The 18,535-nt window shown below is 43.7% G+C and carries 14 protein-coding genes; 11 read left to right on the forward strand and 3 right to left on the reverse strand.

Annotated features, from left to right (window positions below):
* Positions 1-420 precede the first annotated feature (420 nt).
* From ACFGVR_RS09735 to ACFGVR_RS09755, 5 genes are all read left to right on the forward strand, one after another.
* Positions 421-876 (forward strand): 3-oxoacyl-ACP synthase, encoded by a 456-nt coding sequence (locus ACFGVR_RS09735; RefSeq protein WP_448702621.1) that lies wholly within the window; start codon positions 421-423, stop codon positions 874-876.
* Positions 877-1,548: 672 nt separating this feature from the next.
* Positions 1,549-1,719, forward strand: a complete 171-nt coding sequence (locus ACFGVR_RS09740; protein WP_448702622.1) for an ATP-binding protein — start codon at positions 1,549-1,551, stop codon at positions 1,717-1,719.
* Positions 1,716-2,360: a response regulator gene (locus ACFGVR_RS09745; RefSeq protein WP_448702623.1), complete on the forward strand. Its 645-nt coding sequence runs from the start codon at positions 1,716-1,718 to the stop codon at positions 2,358-2,360. The genes ACFGVR_RS09740 and ACFGVR_RS09745 overlap by 4 nt, the downstream gene beginning before the upstream one ends.
* Before the next feature lie 92 nt (positions 2,361-2,452).
* Positions 2,453-3,667, forward strand: a complete 1,215-nt coding sequence (locus ACFGVR_RS09750) for an SGNH/GDSL hydrolase family protein (protein ID WP_448702624.1) — start codon at positions 2,453-2,455, stop codon at positions 3,665-3,667.
* 4 nt (positions 3,668-3,671) lie between these two features.
* A complete protein-coding gene (locus ACFGVR_RS09755; RefSeq protein WP_448702625.1) occupies positions 3,672-5,390 on the forward strand; it encodes a hypothetical protein in 1,719 nt (572 codons plus the stop codon).
* Between the two features lie 54 nt (positions 5,391-5,444).
* Here ACFGVR_RS09755 and ACFGVR_RS09760 read toward each other — a convergent pair whose 3' ends face one another.
* From ACFGVR_RS09760 to ACFGVR_RS09770, 3 genes are all read right to left on the reverse strand, one after another.
* Positions 5,445-6,800, reverse strand: a complete 1,356-nt coding sequence (locus ACFGVR_RS09760) for an MFS transporter (protein ID WP_448702626.1) — start codon at positions 6,798-6,800, stop codon at positions 5,445-5,447.
* Complete coding sequence (locus ACFGVR_RS09765) at positions 6,800-7,609, reverse strand: SDR family oxidoreductase (RefSeq protein WP_448702627.1); 810 nt, start codon at positions 7,607-7,609, stop codon at positions 6,800-6,802. Before ACFGVR_RS09765 ends, ACFGVR_RS09760 begins: the two co-directional genes overlap by 1 nt.
* Positions 7,610-8,002: 393 nt before the next feature.
* Positions 8,003-8,467, reverse strand: a complete 465-nt coding sequence (locus tag ACFGVR_RS09770) for a hypothetical protein (RefSeq protein ID WP_448702628.1) — start codon at positions 8,465-8,467, stop codon at positions 8,003-8,005.
* A 525-nt stretch (positions 8,468-8,992) separates the two neighbouring features.
* Between ACFGVR_RS09770 and ACFGVR_RS09775 the strand changes: the two genes are divergently transcribed.
* From ACFGVR_RS09775 to ACFGVR_RS09800, 6 genes are all read left to right on the forward strand, one after another.
* Positions 8,993-10,450, forward strand: coding sequence for a glycoside hydrolase family 30 protein (locus ACFGVR_RS09775; protein ID WP_448702629.1), 1,458 nt, complete (start codon positions 8,993-8,995; stop codon positions 10,448-10,450).
* 26 nt (positions 10,451-10,476) lie between these two features.
* Complete coding sequence (locus ACFGVR_RS09780; protein WP_448702630.1) at positions 10,477-11,865, forward strand: glycoside hydrolase family 30 protein; 1,389 nt, start codon at positions 10,477-10,479, stop codon at positions 11,863-11,865.
* 14 nt (positions 11,866-11,879) lie between these two features.
* Positions 11,880-13,637, forward strand: a complete 1,758-nt coding sequence (locus tag ACFGVR_RS09785) for a cellulase family glycosylhydrolase (RefSeq protein ID WP_448702631.1) — start codon at positions 11,880-11,882, stop codon at positions 13,635-13,637.
* Positions 13,634-14,386: a ThuA domain-containing protein gene (locus ACFGVR_RS09790; RefSeq protein ID WP_448702632.1), complete on the forward strand. Its 753-nt coding sequence runs from the start codon at positions 13,634-13,636 to the stop codon at positions 14,384-14,386. Before ACFGVR_RS09785 ends, ACFGVR_RS09790 begins: the two co-directional genes overlap by 4 nt.
* A gap of 26 nt (positions 14,387-14,412) precedes the next feature.
* Positions 14,413-16,143 (forward strand): glycoside hydrolase family 9 protein, encoded by a 1,731-nt coding sequence (locus ACFGVR_RS09795; protein WP_448702633.1) that lies wholly within the window; start codon positions 14,413-14,415, stop codon positions 16,141-16,143.
* A gap of 193 nt (positions 16,144-16,336) precedes the next feature.
* Complete coding sequence (locus ACFGVR_RS09800; protein WP_448702634.1) at positions 16,337-18,277, forward strand: 7TM diverse intracellular signaling domain-containing protein; 1,941 nt, start codon at positions 16,337-16,339, stop codon at positions 18,275-18,277.
* The last annotated feature ends 258 nt before the right edge of the window (positions 18,278-18,535 follow it).

The raw sequence follows: 18,535 nt of genomic DNA on the forward strand, positions 1-18,535 counted from the left end.
TCGCAGGTATCGGTAATAAATTCTTGTTGTGAAGAATAAATTAAGGTTACTCAATGCTGGTAATAGTAATGTATCTGTTGTTACAGAGGTTAATAATTGTAGGTACGAACGTAATGCATTATATTTAATATGCCATCCTGTAGTGTCATGCTTACAGTTAATTTTATAATGCGGGCAGCATGCATAAAAAGCACACTGATAGTGAGTTTTTTATCTATCACTTAATAATAATGGCAGGTTTTTGTAAATTTTAATATTTCAGCCTGTTAAAAATTGCTTTTCTGCTATTTTTTCCGTTTGGCTAAAAAATGTCTGTTTAACGCTTATCCACCATTAAAAATGGCTAGTTACTACCGGCTTTTGCCTTTTCAGTTTAATTATTAAACAACACCCAATAATTTTTAAGATGTTTACAAGCTTATGAGCGACGTTAAACAGGCATTGTATAACCTTTGTATGGCTTATGTTGATAACCGCATAGCCAACTCCATGCAGGCTATACAGTCGGCACAACAATCTGCCGGCGAAGACACCAAAAGCAGCGCGGGTGATAAATACGAAACCGGGCGCGAAATGATGCAGCAGGAAACCAATCGTAATATGGCCCAGTTAACCGAGTCTAATAAATTAAAAGTGGCGTTAACCCAGGTACCCGTCAACGTGCCCCCCGCCTCTGCCGTGCAAGTGGGTAGTTTGGTAATTACCGATAACGGTAAATTTTACATCGCGATAAGCGCAGGTGCATTAATATATAGTGGTGAAACCTACTTTGCTGTATCTATAGCATCGCCTATAGGTATGCAGCTTAAAGGAAAAAAGCCCGGCGAGCGCTTTTCTTTAAATAATAACACGTATGTTATCCAATCTGTGCTGTAAATTTCAAATTTTGCCCCAGTAAATTATACCGATTGGTTTATTTTTATTATAAACTCCGAAATTTAAATGGCTAAACATTTGGATATATTTAAGAAAATTTAATAAAAATGTTGTTTTGATAAAAATATACTAAAAATTAAAATTATTTGTTGATAGTATTGTAATTAAAGATACTGTGTGTACATTTGTAATGTAATTAATGCAAGGCGCTGACAGGCAGCAAATTTTAAAGGTTCGAGTCCTTCCTTCGCAGCTCTTCTCATAATTTAGGTTTATAATTGGTTAGTAAAAGCCTCCTGCCCATCAGGAGGCTTTACTGTTTTATAACATTTTTAAACCGTAAGTATATTTTCTTGATGTGATTTATATGGTATCGACTCGTGTTAAATTATTGTTAATTAAATATACCAATTGGTATTAAAGTAAAAAAAAGATTTTTGAGTAAAAACGGCCATATGATCGCTTTTACCTTGCCGGTTTTGATAAGATATACATCAAACCATGTTATTTTAAGAATGGTGTAGATATTGCGTGAATACGCAAGGTGTTTTTACGGTATTAAAATAAGGTGAATAAGCGTTTAAGCCAATGTGTTAATTTATTGAGTTTTGGGATTATGAATAAGTATTATTTGTATTTTTAGTTTACTTAACCCTTTAACCCCTTATTACAATGCACATCGGCGATAATGGTTCGGGCTTTAACACCGATGAGCAGTTTGCCAATGCCGGTATGGGGCTGCATAATATCCGCAAATGCGCCGAAATTGTAGGCGGCCGGCTAGCGATCGAATCAGCGCCAGGCGAAGGCACAGGTATCACCATTTTTATTCCTTACCCATGACAGAAACAGAACAGATCAAAATTGCCATAGTTGACGATCACGCCCTTTTTAGAAGCGGCGTTGCAGCTTTAATGGGCGAGTTTACCGAGCTGAAAATTGTATTTGAAGCATCCAACGGGCAGCAAATGCAACAACTATTGCCAAAAGCCGAACTGCCGCAGGTGATATTAATGGATATTAATATGCCTGTGATGGACGGCTACGAAACGACGATCTGGCTTAAAGAGCATTATCCTAAGATACTGGTGTTGGCGCTAAGCATGTATGAGGATGATAAGGCGGTTATTAAAATGATCAAAAGCGGTGCGAGCGGTTATGTGCTCAAACAATCAAAACCCCGCGAACTACTGGAAGCTATCCAGTCGATAGTGAAAAAAGGTGTTTTTATTAACGAAATTGTGTCGGGTAAACTCATCCGGTCTATGTCATCAAATATTGACGATCTGAAACTCACCACCCGTGAACTTGAGTTTTTAAAACTGTGCTGCTCTGAGATGAGTTATAAAGAGATTGCCGACCTAATGTTTGTAAGTCCGCGCACGGTTGATAATTACCGCGAGTCGCTTTTTCAAAAGCTCAATCTTAAAACACGATCAGGCCTGGTGCTTTACGCGATAAAGAACGAGATATTTAAGTTATGAACGATATCCGGTTCATGTTAATTTGATTTACTATCACGGCAATAGCCAATACTTTTATGCACACTAAAAACCCTTATTTAGTGTGTATAATTATGAAAAGAACAACCTATTTGCTGTTGACTTTGCTGTTGGCCGCGCAAACCCAAACCTTTGCTCAAACTGCCCAAACAGATACAGGTAAAACATTGCTCAAAAGCGAAAATTATATTTCGCGTTTTGGTGATCTGGCCAATACGCTTTACCGTATCAAAACAGAAAAAAGCGCTAATGTGGTTTTCTTTGGCGGATCAATAACTCATAATCCCGGCTGGCGCGATAAGGTGAGCCAATATCTCCAGCAAAGCTTTCCGGCTACCAAATTTAACTTTTTAAATGCAGGCATCCCGTCGCTGGGCAGTTTGCCGCACGCTTTCAGGATAACGCAGGATGTGCTGGCAAAAGGCCGCGTTGACCTGATGTTTTTGGAGACTGCAGTTAACGACCGCGGTAACGGCACTAACGAACAAACCCAGCGCCGGGCCTTGGAAGGCATCATCAGGCATGTGCTTAAAACCAACCCCGATGCCAATATCGTGATGATGGCTTTTGTTGATCCGGACAAGATAAAAGATTATAATTCGGGTAAGATACCGCCCGAAGTGCAGGTGCACCAGGATATGGCAAAAATGTACCATCTGCCCCTCATTAACCTGGCTAAAGAAGTTACCGACCGTATTAATGCCGGCGAATTTACCTGGGAGAAGGATTTTAAAAACCTGCACCCATCGCCGTTCGGGCAGGAAATTTATTTCCGTACCATGAAACAGTTGCTGTTGGTTGAGTTGACCAAACCCGCACCGGCAAAACTAACGCCATCATACCTACCCAAACAAGCTGATGCCTTTGCCTATACCAACGGCAATTACCTGCATGTTGACGCTGCTACTGCTTTAAAGGATTTTACGTTAAACCCAGCATGGAAGCCTGCCGATAGTGTACATACCCGGCCTGGCTTTGCTAATGTGCCCATGCTGGTTGGCGAAAAACCGGGAGCTTCGTTCCAGCTATCTTTTACCGGGCCGGTAATTGGTTTCGCTGTTGTGTCAGGCCCTGATGCAGGCATCGTAAGATACACTATTGATGGGAAAGCTTATCCGGAGCTCGATCTGTATACGCAGTGGAGCAAAAGTTTACACCTGCCCTGGTATTTGCTGTTGGGCGATGGTTTGGCGCCTGGTAAACACTTGCTTAAACTGGAAATAAGCGCCAATAAAAACGAAAGATCAAAAGGAACCGCTTGCCGGATTGTTTACTTCCTGACTAATTAATGATATGAAGCGTGTCCGCATTTTTGCTGCTGCCGCTGTGATGCTTTGCGCGATATCGGCGAAAGCCCAGACAGGCTATATACTGGATATGGTGCACAACAACCCGGGTGAGCCGCTAACCCAAACCGCTTATAACGATCCTGCTTTTTTAAAGCAACAAGGGTATAACGGGCAGGTTATCAATGATTTTACATTTGCCCACGCTGCCATTACATTTGATAGCCTTAACCCCGATATTTTCCCTAAAGGATCAAAAGAACGTGCCTGGGTAATGCAGGCTGCCGAAAAAGTAAGGGTCAATATTAAACGTGCGCATACCGCCGGCGAGAAGTGTTATTACTTTACCGATATTATTGTGCTGCCCAAGCGTTTGGTGGAGCTTTACCACGATGAAATATGCGATGAAAAAGGCAAGATATCTTTCGAAAGGCCAAAAACTATCGAGATACACCGCATCCTGTTTAACGAACTGTTTGATGCTTTTCCCGACCTGGATGGATTGATTATCCGCACAGGCGAGACTTACCTGAATAATGTACCGTACCATACCGGCAACAACCCAATAACCAATGGGGCCGAAAGTCACGTTAAGTTAATTAACCTGTTGCGCCAGGAAGTTTGTGTAAAGCGCAACAAAATGGTTTTTTATCGCACCTGGCTTTCTGCGGGTATGGATACCAAACCCGATGTCTACCTCTCGGTTACCGATCGTATCGAGCCGCACCCCAACCTGGTGTTTTCGGTTAAGCATACCAAGGGCGATTACCAGCGCACCATGGATTTTAACCCCACTTTAGGCATAGGCAAACACCTGCAAATTGTAGAAGTACAATGCCAGCGTGAGTACGAAGGTAAAGGAGCCTATCCTAACTATGTGATGAGTGGCGTGATCAATGGGTTTGAAGAGTTTAATACCAATACACCGCAAACTGGCCATAAAGGTTTAAAGGATATGGTGAATACGCCACAGTACAAGGGGATATGGTCGTGGTCGCGGGGTGGGGGCTGGGTAGGGCCATACATTAGCAACGAATTTTGGTGTAAGCTCAACGCCTTTGTCATCAGCCATTGGGCGGCAGATACCCGGCAAACCGAGGAACAGGTTTTTGATCGCTTTATGGATGAACAGGGCATTAAAGGCAAAAGCAGGGACGCTTTCCGCGAATTGTGTTTGCTATCGGCGAAAGCTGTGTTACGCGGACATGATTCGGCGATACTGCCATTTAAAAGCGGCTGGACATTTTGGATGCGGGACGAGTTTTTAAGCGGTACCGATGGCCGTTTGGCGGATGTTTTTAAAGCTTTTTACGATAACGGTACTTTACAGAAAGCTGTTGATGAAAAGTATGAAGCGGCCGCCATGTGGCAAAAAATTACCGACCTAAGCAAACAGATCAATTTATCCAACAAAGCCGACCAGGATTATATCCGGGTATCGGGTCAATATGGTTTATTACTGCACCAGATCATTGCTGAGGGGTGGGACATTATGGCTTTGGGATATGTGGGTGATCACACCGGCAAATACGACAAGGAAAGGATCGCGGCATCAATCAAAAAATATGATCAGTATTGGAATGCTTATCGCGACCTGAAAAAGAATAACCCGCAATGCGCTACGTTATATACGCCTTATCAATGGGCAAATAATCCTCCAACTTATCATAAAGAGCAAGGCATGGGTGCATCGGTGGATCAATATAGGAGGATAGCCGGGGAATAAAAAAGCCCGGCACTAATTTGTGCCGGGCTTGTAATGGTATAAGGTTTGGTTTGATTAAACAGTTCCGATATGCGCGGCAGCCGATTTATTTTTGCTTTGAAAGGCTACCAGCAAAAACAATAAGGTTACACCTACTACAAAATAACCATCCAGCACCAAGGCCGAGTTACGCATGGTATTGCTGCGGCTTTCTACATAGCCGAAAGTAAACAGGCCAACTACGATCGATAGCTTTTCGGTCACATCGTAAAAACTAAAGTATGATGCCGTATCGGGAATATTCTGCGGGATGAATTTTGAGTAAGTTGAACGCGATAACGACTGTACGCCACCCATTACCACACCTACAAATGCCGCGGCGATGTAAAACTCTACGGCGGTGGTAACAAAGTAAACCGAAGCGCAGATCAAACACCAAAAAAGTACAATGCCCGTAAGCGTTTTAACATTGCCGAATTTTTCGGAAAGTTTGGCTGTGAAGGCCGCGCCGATAATAGCAACCACCTGTATGGTCAGTATGACGGTGATCAGGTTATCTTCAGGTATCTTAAGCTCTTTTGCGCCAAAGTTGGCTGCCACCAGCATAATGGTTTGCACACCTACCGAATAGAAAAAGAAAGCGGGTAAAAAGCGCTTAAGCAAAGGCAGCTCTTTTACCTTTTTCCAAACCTTGGCCAGCTCTTTAAAGCCGCCGGTTAATACATTGTAATTGTGCGAACCTGCGTTAGGCGTGCCTTTAGGTAAGATATAGAATGCGATGAACGAAAAGCCTATCCACCAAACCCCTACGATCAGGAAAGAGATACGAGCCGCATAATCTTCAGTAATATGGAAGAAATCGTGGCCCATTACCGGGATCAAACAAAGCAATTGTACTACTATACTGCCTGCAAAGCCATAAATAAAGCCTTTGGCACTTACAGCGTCAACCTGGTCCTCTGTAGCTATTTGTGGCAGGTACGAATTGTAGAATACAAAGCCGCCGCAATAACCTACCGATGCCAGTCCGAAACAGATCATACCCCACTCAAAGTTGTACAGGTGAAAGGGTTGCTTATCTCCGTTTGCATAAAAGAAATATAATCCCGCACACGACAAACTACCGAGCCACGTAAACATTTGCAGGTATAGCTTTTTATGCCCCTTGTAGTCGGCTATCGAGGTTAATATCGGCAGTAATACTACAATTATCAGGTACGAAAGCCCTAAAACATAGGTTGATAGTACTGTGTTAACGTACTCATGTCCAAAAAACGTAACCTTATCTTTATTTGGATTGTTAGATGAAGTGATACCTACAAAATAGGCCGGAAAGATAGTCGAAGTGATCACCATGTTGTAGGCCTGGTTTGCCCAATCGAACATAGCCCAGGCCCAGATGGTTTTTTTGTCGTTTTTAACGGCTTCCATTATTTGATGCCGTAATGGTCGTTCATCAGTTTCACAAACAAGCCGCCCGGCAGTACCGATTTAAGCGTTACCGCGATAGTTTGGCCAATAGCACCTACCAGGTAATTATGTTTTGGGTTTGATGTATTGACAATTTTGCAGATCTGTGCGGCCAGTTTTGATGGATCGGCACCAATACTTTCGTCTTTTTCCATTGCAGCAACGGCAGCTTCAAATTCGCCTTTCAATTTGTCGTTCTTTAACGGGAAAGGTGCTTTCTCGCGGTTGCCGGTAAAGTCGGTTTTAAAATCGCCGGGGTTTACCACGGCAACCTTAACGCCGGTGTTTCGCAGCTCCATCCGCAAGCTTTCCGAATAACCTTCGATAGCGAATTTTGATGCTGAATATAACCCCTGGTAAGGTAAACCGAACAAACCGGCCAGCGAGCCGATATTGATCACCATTCCCGAGCCTTTTTCGATCATATGTGGCAGCACTGTGCTGCTAACGCGTACCACGCCAAAAAAGTTAACCTCGAATTGTTTTTTGGCCAGGTCGACAGGCATGGCATATAGCGGGCCGGTAATGCCATTGCCAGCATTATTGATCAGCACATCAATACGGCCTTCGGCAGTGATGATCTTGTTTACCGCGGCTTGTACCGATGCGTCGTCGGTAACATCGAGCTTAATGGTATGAAACGATGCATCTTTAACTTTATCGATACTGCGCGCCGCGCCGTAAACGCTGTGACCTTGTGCCGCCAGGGCAGTTGCAGTAGCTAAGCCTAAACCAGACGAAGCGCCTGTTACCAAAATAACTTTTTTCATATGTACTGTAGTGTATTGTGGGGTTTGATTATAGATAGAAGATTTAAAAACTCTGCAAGATAAACAAACCCACGAAAATACATCGGTACAACATAACAATAGCATGATTTTTACAGATAAGAGTAATTGCCAGTTGTGCGAAAGTGTTTTAGCTGGGGGGCATTGGCAATAATAGAAGGTTAAGCACTAAAGATCTGATACACAAAGCCGCTTGGTGTAAACTGAACAGCTGATCTGGAGTTAAGGGAAGTGGGATGGTGAAAGTTGTACCCGCGCGGGGTTTACTTTGTACACTACCTTTACTGCTAAGGTTTTCTACCTGCATTTTTACCATCAACCAGCCAATACTGCGCTCGTCCACCCGATCATTAATATGGCGGTACAGGTTAAGTATCACGCAACAGCATCAGAACCTATTGGGTATAGCTGCTGCCCGCTTTTCAATATCCCTTCCATACGGCTAACTAATTGCCCTGCACTGTTAACGTTATACTCCAGGTCACTTAGTTGTGCCTTCACCCTATCCTCGTTTTCATTAGTGAATGATTGGGTAAGCTTGCTCTCGTACTTTTCAATAAACGCAAGCGTATATTCTAAAAACAGTGCTTTACCGTCAACTGCATTGGTTTGTGCGCCGTTGGCTGCAGGTATGATCTTTTCGCGCGGCGGCATTACAATGTTAATAATGGACTGCGTCATTTTACTATAAGATACCACAATTTTGTAAAAAGTGCTGTTCATTTGGTTGTCTATCGCACCGATGCCAAAGCAGTTATGATATTTTTCGTATTGCTTAAACAATGAGCAAGCGGTGGTAATGCACGATTTGTACTTTGTGTAAACATTGTTGCTTTCCATAATAGTAAATGTATGTTTACCACCTATCAAAAGGGTTGCCAGTTTACTTAAAAGCAATTAATTAATTGAAAAATATTATTTTTTTTCTGTTATTTTAATATCAAAATACATTCTAATTAAAATATGCAACCTGAATATACCTTCGGACACAATTGTTTACAAGGGCAGGCAAAATTCACCAATGTCAATTATGCTTTTTTTTGACGAATAAATTATAAAATTTGCTACACTGCAAAAAGGAGTGTATGCCAACCAGTACAACCGTAAAATAATTTCAATTTTTATAAGTAACATTTACCCGTATTGTACCAATAAGACCAAAGTGTACTTGATACACCTAAAGGCTTATCAATCAACTAATTTCGTATTGCATTTATTGTGTTTAAAGCGTATTGTTTATTTGTGTAAGTGTCTAATATTCAATTTTTTGTGCGTAGCTGTGTTGCTATTTAACAATTAAATTTAATAGTTTTGAATTAAACCGGTTATCCCGAAACCTAATAACCGGTATCAACACACTTAAATATGTCTAAATTTTACCCTGGTGTTTTTACACTATTGTGCCTGGCGCTATTTGTACCTGTTGTAAAAGCGCAAAGTCCTGCATTTTCGGCCACTAACAAAACTATTAAGGTTTACACTACAGCCAAAGGAACCGATTATCGACTTTCGCAAACCGAAACCTTAAAATTCGCCGACAAGGCACAACCTTTGGAAACCGAGATCTGCGTGTTTGTGGATCCGGCCAAAACTTTTCAAACTATGCTGGGTATTGGCAGTGCGTTAACCGATGCCTCGGCCGAAACCTTTTACAAATTGCCTAAAGCTGCACAAAAGGAATTTTTAACCGCTTTTTACGATCAGGAAAAGGGGATAGGCTACAGCCTGGCGCGCACAAATATTCAAAGCTGCGATTTTTCGAGCGACTCGTATAGTTACATTGCCGATAAAGATGCTGCCCTGAAAACCTTTAACATTAGCCACGACCTGAAATACCGGGTGCCTTTTATCAAAGAGGCCATTGCTGCTGCCGGCGGTAAACTTACTTTATTTGCCTCGCCGTGGAGCCCGCCAGGCTGGATGAAGGATAATAACGATGTTTTGCATGGCGGTAAATTAAAGCCCGAATACATGCAAAGCTGGGCCAACTTTTTTGTGAAATTTATTAATGCCTACCAAAAGCAAGGTATCCCGGTTTGGGGCGTAACCGTGCAAAACGAACCAATGGCTAAGCAAAAATGGGAATCGTGCATATTTACTGCCGAAGAGGAGCGCGATTTTATTAAAAAATATTTAGGGCCAACATTAACCAAATCAAATGTGGCGGGCACAAAATTAATTGCCTGGGATCATAACCGCGACCTGGTTTACCAGCAGGCCAGCACTATGCTGGAAGATAAGGAAGCCGCCAAATACATTTGGGGTATTGGTTACCACTGGTACGAAACCTGGACAGGCAGCGCCATGCAGTTTGATAACGTTCGCCGCGTGGCGGATGCCTTCCCTGATAAGCATTTGCTGTTTACCGAAGGGTGTATCGAGAAGTTTGACATGGCGCGCGTTAACGATTGGGCCCTGGGCGAAAAGTACGGTCAGTCCATTATTCACGATTTTAACAATGGTACCGTTGGATGGACAGACTGGAATATTTTGCTTGATGAACAGGGCGGGCCAAACCACGTGGGTAACTATTGTTTTGCGCCGGTACATGCCGATACCCAAACCGGTAAACTGATCTATACCAATATCTACTATTACCTGGGGCAGTTTTCAAAATTTGTGCGCCCGGGCGATAAGCGGATAGTAACCTCATCCAATCGCGATAAGCTGTTAACTACCGCGTTTAAAAATGCCGCAGGTAAACTAACCGTAGTGGTAATGAATACCAGCGATGATAAACTAACCTATAACCTGATCATTAAAAATAAGGGCGCTGTGGTAAACAGCCTGCCGCATTCTATCAGTACTTTAATTATACAGTGATGTTTGGTATTAAAAGGATAGCTGATATGCAAAGGATACTTATTGTGGTGTTGATCTTCACCGGTTATTGCGGTTATGCTCAAAAAGTTGATGTATGGCTTAGCAATGCAGATCGTTCGGCGTTGTTTGCGCAGCAAAAGGATGGCCTGGTATTTAAAAAAGGCAAAAGCGACTTGTCAACCATCGCCATTAAAATGGATAGCACCTTTCAAACCATTGATGGGTTTGGCTTTGCATTAACAGGCGGCAGCGCCATGCATTTAATGCGCATGGATGCCGGAGCGAGATCGGCGCTGTTAAAGGAGTTGTTTAGTACTAAGGCAAACGGCATTGGTGTAAGTTATTTGCGGGTAAGCATCGGCGCGTCTGATCTGAACGATCATGTGTTTTCATACGATGACCTGCCTGCCGGAGAAACAGATCCGGAGATGAAGAAATTTGACCTTGGTCCGGATAAAAACGATGTGATACCGGTTTTGAAAGAAATACTGGATATTGATTCTAAGATCAAGATACTGGGGTCGCCATGGTCGGCGCCGGTGTGGATGAAAACCAATGGCGATACCCGGGGCGGCAGTTTAAAACCCGAGGCTTACAAAGCCTATGCCGATTACCTGGTAAAATACCTTAAAAGCATGAAGGCCAACGGTATCACTATTGATGCCATTACGGTGCAAAACGAACCTTTGCACCCGGGTAATAACCCCAGCATGGTGCTGCAGCCCGAAGAAGAGCTGGCCTTTGTAAAAAATAACCTGGGCCCGGCGTTTGAGGCGGCACGTATCAAAACCAAGATCATTATTTATGATCATAATGCCGACAGGCCCGATTATCCCATTACGATACTGAATGATCCCGGGGCCGCAAAATATATCGTTGGTTCGGCATTTCACCTGTACCGGGGCGAAATTGATGCGCTGACCAAAGTACACGATGCACATCCCGACAAGGGATTATATTTTACCGAGCAAATGGTGATAGATGGGCGCGATTCTTCGCGGTTAAAAGTGGCGTCGCCGGTTGAGCGTTTGTTTATTGGCGCTACCCGCAACTGGTGCAAAAACGTTTTGGAGTGGAATTTGGCTGCCGATCCGCAAAACCAGCCGCATACCGACCGGGGCGGCTGCCCCATGTGCCAGGGCGCGGTAACTATCGATAAAAATAAGGTGACCCGCAACGTGGCTTATTATGCCATGGCACATGCCTCAAAATTTGTAAGGCCGGGTTCGGTGCGTGTTGCATCTAACGTTTTAGTGGGCTTACCTAACGTGGCGTTTAAAACACCCGATGGCAAAAAGGTAATGATTGTAGCCAATACAGGTTCGGCAACACAAACTTTTAACATCGGCTACGGAGTACAACATGCTACCGCCACCCTGAATGCCGGGGCAGTAGGTACTTATATATGGCAGTAAAATAAAGACTAACAATGTCAGTAATAAAACTAAACCGGTTTAAAATAGTAATGGCAGCGGCGTTTTGCTGTGTGGCGATACAAGCTAACAGCCAGGGTTTTTTAAAGGCGCGCGGTAAATTGATCGTGGATGAACAGGGGCAAAAAGTTATCCTGCGAGGCATGGGCCTGGGCGGCTGGATGCTGCAGGAAGGCTATATGTTCAGGTTATCCAATGTGGGGCAGCAATATAAGATCAGGGCCGGTATCCAGAGTTTGATCGGCGCTGAGAAAACTGCACGGTTTTACGATAAATGGCTGGCTACCGAAACCCGTAAGGTTGATATTGATTCGATGGCTTCGTGGGGTTTTAACTCCATCCGTTTGCCGATGCATTTTGGACTTTACACTTTGCCTGTCGACCAGGAACCTGTCGCCGGGCAAAATACCTGGCTCGAAAAAGGTTTTGCACTAACGGATAGCCTGTTGAAATGGTGTGCCGCCAATAAAATGTATCTGATACTTGACTTGCATGCCTGTCCGGGTGGCGAAGGTAATGATCTGCCGATATCCGACCGTGATCCTTCAAAACCATCTTTATGGCAAAGCGAAGCCAATCAGCAAAAAATGATCGCCTTATGGCGAAAACTGGCCGAGCGTTACGCCAACCAGCCCTATATAGGTGGATACGATATCATCAACGAGCCTAACTGGGGCTTTGACGACCCGAAAGACATCAGGGGCACTGCCGAAAAAACCAATGCTCCGCTTAAAAAGTTAATGATGGATGTAACCAAAGCCATCCGCGAAGTGGATAAAAAACATATCATCATTATTGAGGGTAATGGCTTCGGTAACAACTATAACGGCCTTTTGCCACAGTGGGATAACAATATGGTGCTGAGCTTCCATAAATATGGCAATTTTAATACCGATGGTTCGATAAAGCACTTTCTTGATCTGAGTGATCAGTACAATATCCCGCTATGGATGGGCGAATCGGGCGAGAACTCCAACACCTGGTTTACCGAAGCTATCGGTTTGGTTGAAAGCCATAACATTGGCTGGAGCTGGTGGCAGTTGAAAAAGATGGGCATCAATAACCCGCTCGAGATCAAGCAACCGGCCAATTACCAGCAGTTTTTAGATTATATGGGGGGCAAAGGGCCAAAGCCAACCGAAGCAGAAGCTAATGTGATCTTAAACCAGTTGCTTGAGAATATTAAACTCGAAAACAATGTATACCACAAGGATGTAACGGATGCCATGTTCAGGCAGGTGCAATCGGCGAAAGCCAAACCATTTAAAGCTAATGTCATTACAGCCAATACAACGATCAATGCAATTGACTATGATTTAGGCAGGCAGCGCGTGGCTTATTATGATAAAGACACCAGCAGCTACCAGTATACACCGGGCGTAAAAACACAGGGCAACCGCGGGCACGCTTACCGTAACGATGGTGTTGATATTGAAAAGGATGCCGATGGTTACCACGTTTTCAATATTGAAGATGGTGAGTGGCTGCAATATACCGTGAATGTGAAAAAGAAGGGTACTTATACCCTGAAGTTCGCCATCGCATCAAACACAGCAAGCGGCTGGCTTTCGCTTTCGCGGGATGGTGTACGGTTTGGTGAAAGCATAAGTGTACCTAACTCCGGAAGCGAGCAAACCTGGCAGACCGTGGAATTAAAAGATGTAAGCCTGAATGCTGGTATAAACGTATTGAAATTAACTGCTGATACGGGAGGGTTTAACTTAAAAAGTATTCAATTTTTGCAGGGTAAATGAGAAAAACAGTACTATTTTTCACTTTACTGATTCTTTTTTGCGTAGCGGGCATGGCTGCACCTAAGTTTAAGGTGCTGGCCCTGTACGAAAACGGTGGGCATCACCTGGCCTATTCAAAAGTGGCTATGGTATGGTTAAACAAGCTGGCCGCCGATAATAATTTTATTATCGATTATACCACCAAAACCGACAGTATAGACGATGATTATCTTAGTAAATACCAATTAGTCATCCAGCTTGACTACGCGCCTTATGCCTGGAAAGAGAAAGCCGTTGCCGCTTTTCAAAAATACATAACCGAAGGCCGGGGCGGCTGGATAGGCTTTCACCACGCTACTTTGTTGGGTGAGTTCGATGGTTACCCGATGTGGCAATGGTTTTGGGGCTTTATGGGTGGTATCAGGTTTAAAAATTATATCCCCGGTTTTGCGGATGGTAAAGTGAATGTGGAAGATAAGCAACACCCTGTAATGAAAGGCGTGCCGGCATCATTCACCATCAAAAAAGAAGAATGGTATAGTTATGATAAAAGTCCGAGGCCCAATGTGCACGTGATAGCCAGCGTGGATGAGTCGACCTATGCACCAAACTCTGAGGTAAAGATGGGCGATCATCCGGTGATATGGAGCAACCCGCATTTTGCGGCCCGTAATGTGTACATTTTTATGGGGCATTCGCCCGATCTGTTTAACGATGAAGTTTATAAACTGATATTTAAGAACGCCATATTCTGGGCCGCATCAAAATGAAAGTAAGTAAAACCGGTTTGGCAGTTATGTTGGCAATACTCAGTTTGAGTTGCTTTGCCGAACCGGTTATTTATATTAACCAGGTTGGCTTTGATTCGCATAGCCCTAAAATAGCGGTTGTTAGTTTAGAGCCGGGTGAGCATGCCTCGCAATTCAATGTCGTCAACACCCAAACCAATAAAGTTGAGTTTACCGGTAAGCTTGGTGCAGCGCAAAAAATTGAGGAATGGGCACCGGGCAAGGTGTTTTACCGGGCTGATTTTTCATATTTCAGTTTAACTGGCCGATACAAATTACAAATAGAGATATCCGGTAAAAAGTATTTATCCGCCGAATTTAAAATAGACGATCAGGCTTTGGCTAAATTGACGATCCCGGCCATCCTGCATTATTACCGTAATCAGCGCGCAAATACCCCGGCAGAGTTAGCGGCTGACCGTAAGCTGCTGTTGTACGGCAGCGATAAAACCGTCGATCTGCATGGTGGGTGGTGCGATGCCTCGGGCGATGTAAGTAAATATTTTTCGCACCTGGCTTATGCCAATTACATGTCGCCACAGCAAACGCCACTGGTTACCTGGTCGCTCATCAACACCGCCGAAAAGCTGCCCAAACTGCTCAATAAGCTTGGCGTTATGGATTCGATACGCGAGGAAGCTTTTTGGGGAGCCGACTATATGATGCGCTGCCTGAGCCGAGACGATTATTTTTACATGATCGTGTTCAGCTATTTTAATAAAGATCCCAATGCCCGCCGCGTAGTGGGTTTACATGCCAACAGCGTAACTACTAACGAGTATCAATGCGCTTTTCGCGAGGGCGGGGGCATGGCAATTGCAGCACTGGCACGGATAAGCCAATGGAAAACACATGGCGAATACACCCAGGCGCAATACCTTGATGCTGCTAAAAGGGCATTTGCACATTTGCTCATCAACAATACCCGGTACGATGACGACGGTAGGGAAAACATCATTGATGATTACTGCGCCCTGATGGCCGCGGCCGAATTATGGGTAGTCACTAATGATCAGCAATATGCCACTGAAGCACGTAAACGCGCGAGAAAGCTTGAACAACGCATTACACCATCGGGATACTTTTTAGCGAACGACGGGGGCAGGCCGTACTGGCACGCCAGCGACGCCGGATTGCCGGTTATAGCGCTTGCAAGGTATGCTGAAACGGAAAACGATTCAACACAGCGACAAATGGCTTTAAACGTTATTAAACAGGCGCTGGATTATAACCTCACCATCACCAATAAGGTTGCCAACCCGTTTGGTTATGCCAGGCAAACGTTTAATTATAAGGGCCAGGTTAAGGATGGATTTTTTATCCCGCACGATAACGAAACCGGCTGGTGGTGGCAGGGCGAAGATGCCCGGCTGGGTTCGCTGGCAACGGCGGCTGTTATTGGCGGGCAGTTGGTATATGCAGATCATATTGAGCAAAGACAGCTGTCGGCATTTGCATCGCAGCAGTTATCGTGGATACTGGGCTGTAACCCCTATGATATGTGTTTGATGTATGGCTTTGGCCGCAACAATGTGCCGTATATGAGCTCCAGTTTTGGGCATGGCTCACAACGGGGCGGCATATCAAACGGTATTACAGGTAAGGATGGTAACGCTGACGGAAGCGGTATTGATTTTAAAACCAGTGCCGAGGGAAATGAGTGGCGCTGGACAGAGCAATGGATACCGCATGCGGCCTGGTTTTTACAGGCTGTTACAGCTTTGGCCGGAGAAGATTAGAACTGGTTGTGCCTCATTATCAGGTGGATTGATTATGAAAATTTGACTGAATGATTAGCAAAAATCACTTTAATTGTGTATATTTAGTACAATTGCAAGCTAAACGATAAACCATTGCAACCGGTTTGTACGATAGAACCAATAACTGACCAATTATAGCCCGCTGAAACCGGGCGTTTTTCTGAAAATGCATATGATGAATTTTTTAAACAGAAATCATGAAAAAGTAATGCTTGGTAAAAGCCTCTTTACATTGTTTTTGTTCATGATGTTCGCCAGCCAGTTGAAGGCTCAAAACGTAGTTAAGATTGACGATGCGGTGCCCCAGCACATCTTTTCGTATGGCGAGATCGAATACCTGGAAGACCCTGACCGGACATTGACCTTTAACGATATCCGTAAGCCGGAAATAAGCGCCCGGTTTCAAAAAAGCCAAACCTACACGCCTAAATATTATAACGACAGATCTGTTTACTGGTATAAGATCCGCATTAAGCAAAACCGCGAATCGCGTAAGCACTGGATACTTGAGTTTTTCGACCAGACCATTAACGATATCAACCTGTACGCCCCTTTGGGTAATAAACAATACCAGATCTATCAGTTTGGCAACAAGTACAACTTTGTAAAGAGGGAATACAGACATAAAAATTTCACGGTAGACCTGGTTAATAACTCCGACTCGGTGCAAACCTACTACGTCAAGCTATCATCAACCCAAGCTGCTAATGTGATCATTGTATTGCGCGATATCCATCGGTTTATTGAGTACGCACTTGATGAGTATCTCATTTTTGGTCTGTTTTATGGCATGGTTATCATTTTCAGCCTGTATAACCTGCTCATGTATTTTGCCATTCGCAAAAGCCAGTACCTGTATTACGTATTGTATAACCTGGGTGTAGGTTTTTACGAAATGTGCAGCGATGGTATCGCTTTTCAATACGTATGGCCCAACCAACCCAATTGGAACGAATATGCTGTAGGGGTATCGTTATTTTTAAGTACGGTTTTTGGGTTATTGTTTACCATTAACTTTTTGTACCTGCGTACCAAAGCACCAAACCTGTATAAAATTGTGATAGGGCTTATTATAGCCGGTTGCGGCTTTTTTGTAGTGTGCCTGTTTAACCGGCAACTGTTTAGCTATAAAATATTAGAAGCCGTACCACTGTTGTTTGCTTATTACTGCGGTTTTTATGTATTAAAGCGCGGCTTTGGCCCCGCCAGATTTTATGTTGTTGGCTATACCTTTTTACTGACAGGCTTTACCATTAAAATACTGTTATTTTTAAACGTACCCTGGCTGCCTTATGGGCCCGTTACCCACTACAGTTTAAGCTTTTGCTTTGTGATCGAGATGATACTGGTATCCTTTGCGATAGGTGATAGTATACGGCATTTGCGCAAAAAGAAGGATCATGTGCATAAGCGGATGATCAGGCAGTTGCAGATCAACGAAGAGCTGAAAGATACGCTGAATAAAGAATTAAGCTCGCTGGTAGCGCAACGTACCGAAGAACTGGTTGAAAAGGCCGGAGTGATAGAAAAACAAAACCAGGAACTCTCATCAATGAACCTGTTACTGAAAGAGCAGGCCGAAAATATATCGCGGATGAACGTTTTATTGGAGATGGATAACCAGGAACTCCATGTTAACATCGAAAAGGTGACCAGGGCGCGTGTGATGTCGCAAGATGTTGACTTTAGCGAGTTCAGCAAGATCTATCCCGATAGGGAAGCCTGTTTCAAGTTCCTGTCCGAATTAAAGTGGGAAAAAGGTTACGCCTGCAAAAAATGCGGTAATACCAATTACCTTGCGGGATTTTTACCTTATAGCCGCAGGTGCACCAAATGCCGGTATGATGAGTCGGTTATTGCCAATACGCTTTTCCAAAACTCTAAAATACCCATTAATAAAAGCTTTTATATGCTGTTCCTTATTTACTCATCAAAGGGGAACATATCATCGCATAAACTGTCGGAAATGCTGTCTATACGGCAAAGCACCTGCTGGTCGTACGGTGGTAAGATAAAAAAGGTGATGGAAGAGCGTAAAAGGGAACTTAAAAACGCCGGCGAACAAGGCTGGAGCAAACTGGTGCTGGAGCATCACGAAAAGCAGGATCAGTAAACGGATTACGGACTCTAAGTTTATTTATTAAGTAATAAACCTGAGACCGTACATTTCGGGAGGGCGTGTTACCGGATTTTGTATCGCCACCAAGTACCATACGGACCCATTAATTGTATGATGTACATTTTTATTTTTTGCCAATATTAATTGCTGCTCCGGGCGATATTTTATCCGGCAAACTCAGCGTTTAACCTTACAGCATTTCACAACAAACCTCAATAAACTACAGGTTAAAACAAGGCGCTGTTTAACCAT

Source organism: Mucilaginibacter aureus (assembly GCF_053514885.1).

What these genes read in the sequence shown, in the direction of transcription:
- ACFGVR_RS09735 (WP_448702621.1), top strand. Translation starts at nt 421, where the DNA reads ATGAGCGACGTTAAACAGGCATTGTATAACCTTTGTATGGCTTATGTT.
- ACFGVR_RS09740 (WP_448702622.1), top strand. Translation starts at nt 1,549, where the DNA reads ATGCACATCGGCGATAATGGTTCGGGCTTTAACACCGATGAGCAGTTT.
- ACFGVR_RS09745 (WP_448702623.1), top strand. Translation starts at nt 1,716, where the DNA reads ATGACAGAAACAGAACAGATCAAAATTGCCATAGTTGACGATCACGCC.
- ACFGVR_RS09750 (WP_448702624.1), top strand. Translation starts at nt 2,453, where the DNA reads ATGAAAAGAACAACCTATTTGCTGTTGACTTTGCTGTTGGCCGCGCAA.
- ACFGVR_RS09755 (WP_448702625.1), top strand. Translation starts at nt 3,672, where the DNA reads ATGAAGCGTGTCCGCATTTTTGCTGCTGCCGCTGTGATGCTTTGCGCG.
- ACFGVR_RS09760 (WP_448702626.1), bottom strand. Translation starts at nt 6,800, where the DNA reads ATGGAAGCCGTTAAAAACGACAAAAAAACCATCTGGGCCTGGGCTATG.
- ACFGVR_RS09765 (WP_448702627.1), bottom strand. Translation starts at nt 7,609, where the DNA reads ATGAAAAAAGTTATTTTGGTAACAGGCGCTTCGTCTGGTTTAGGCTTA.
- ACFGVR_RS09770 (WP_448702628.1), bottom strand. Translation starts at nt 8,467, where the DNA reads ATGGAAAGCAACAATGTTTACACAAAGTACAAATCGTGCATTACCACC.
- ACFGVR_RS09775 (WP_448702629.1), top strand. Translation starts at nt 8,993, where the DNA reads ATGTCTAAATTTTACCCTGGTGTTTTTACACTATTGTGCCTGGCGCTA.
- ACFGVR_RS09780 (WP_448702630.1), top strand. Translation starts at nt 10,477, where the DNA reads ATGCAAAGGATACTTATTGTGGTGTTGATCTTCACCGGTTATTGCGGT.
- ACFGVR_RS09785 (WP_448702631.1), top strand. Translation starts at nt 11,880, where the DNA reads ATGTCAGTAATAAAACTAAACCGGTTTAAAATAGTAATGGCAGCGGCG.
- ACFGVR_RS09790 (WP_448702632.1), top strand. Translation starts at nt 13,634, where the DNA reads ATGAGAAAAACAGTACTATTTTTCACTTTACTGATTCTTTTTTGCGTA.
- ACFGVR_RS09795 (WP_448702633.1), top strand. Translation starts at nt 14,413, where the DNA reads ATGTTGGCAATACTCAGTTTGAGTTGCTTTGCCGAACCGGTTATTTAT.
- ACFGVR_RS09800 (WP_448702634.1), top strand. Translation starts at nt 16,337, where the DNA reads ATGATGAATTTTTTAAACAGAAATCATGAAAAAGTAATGCTTGGTAAA.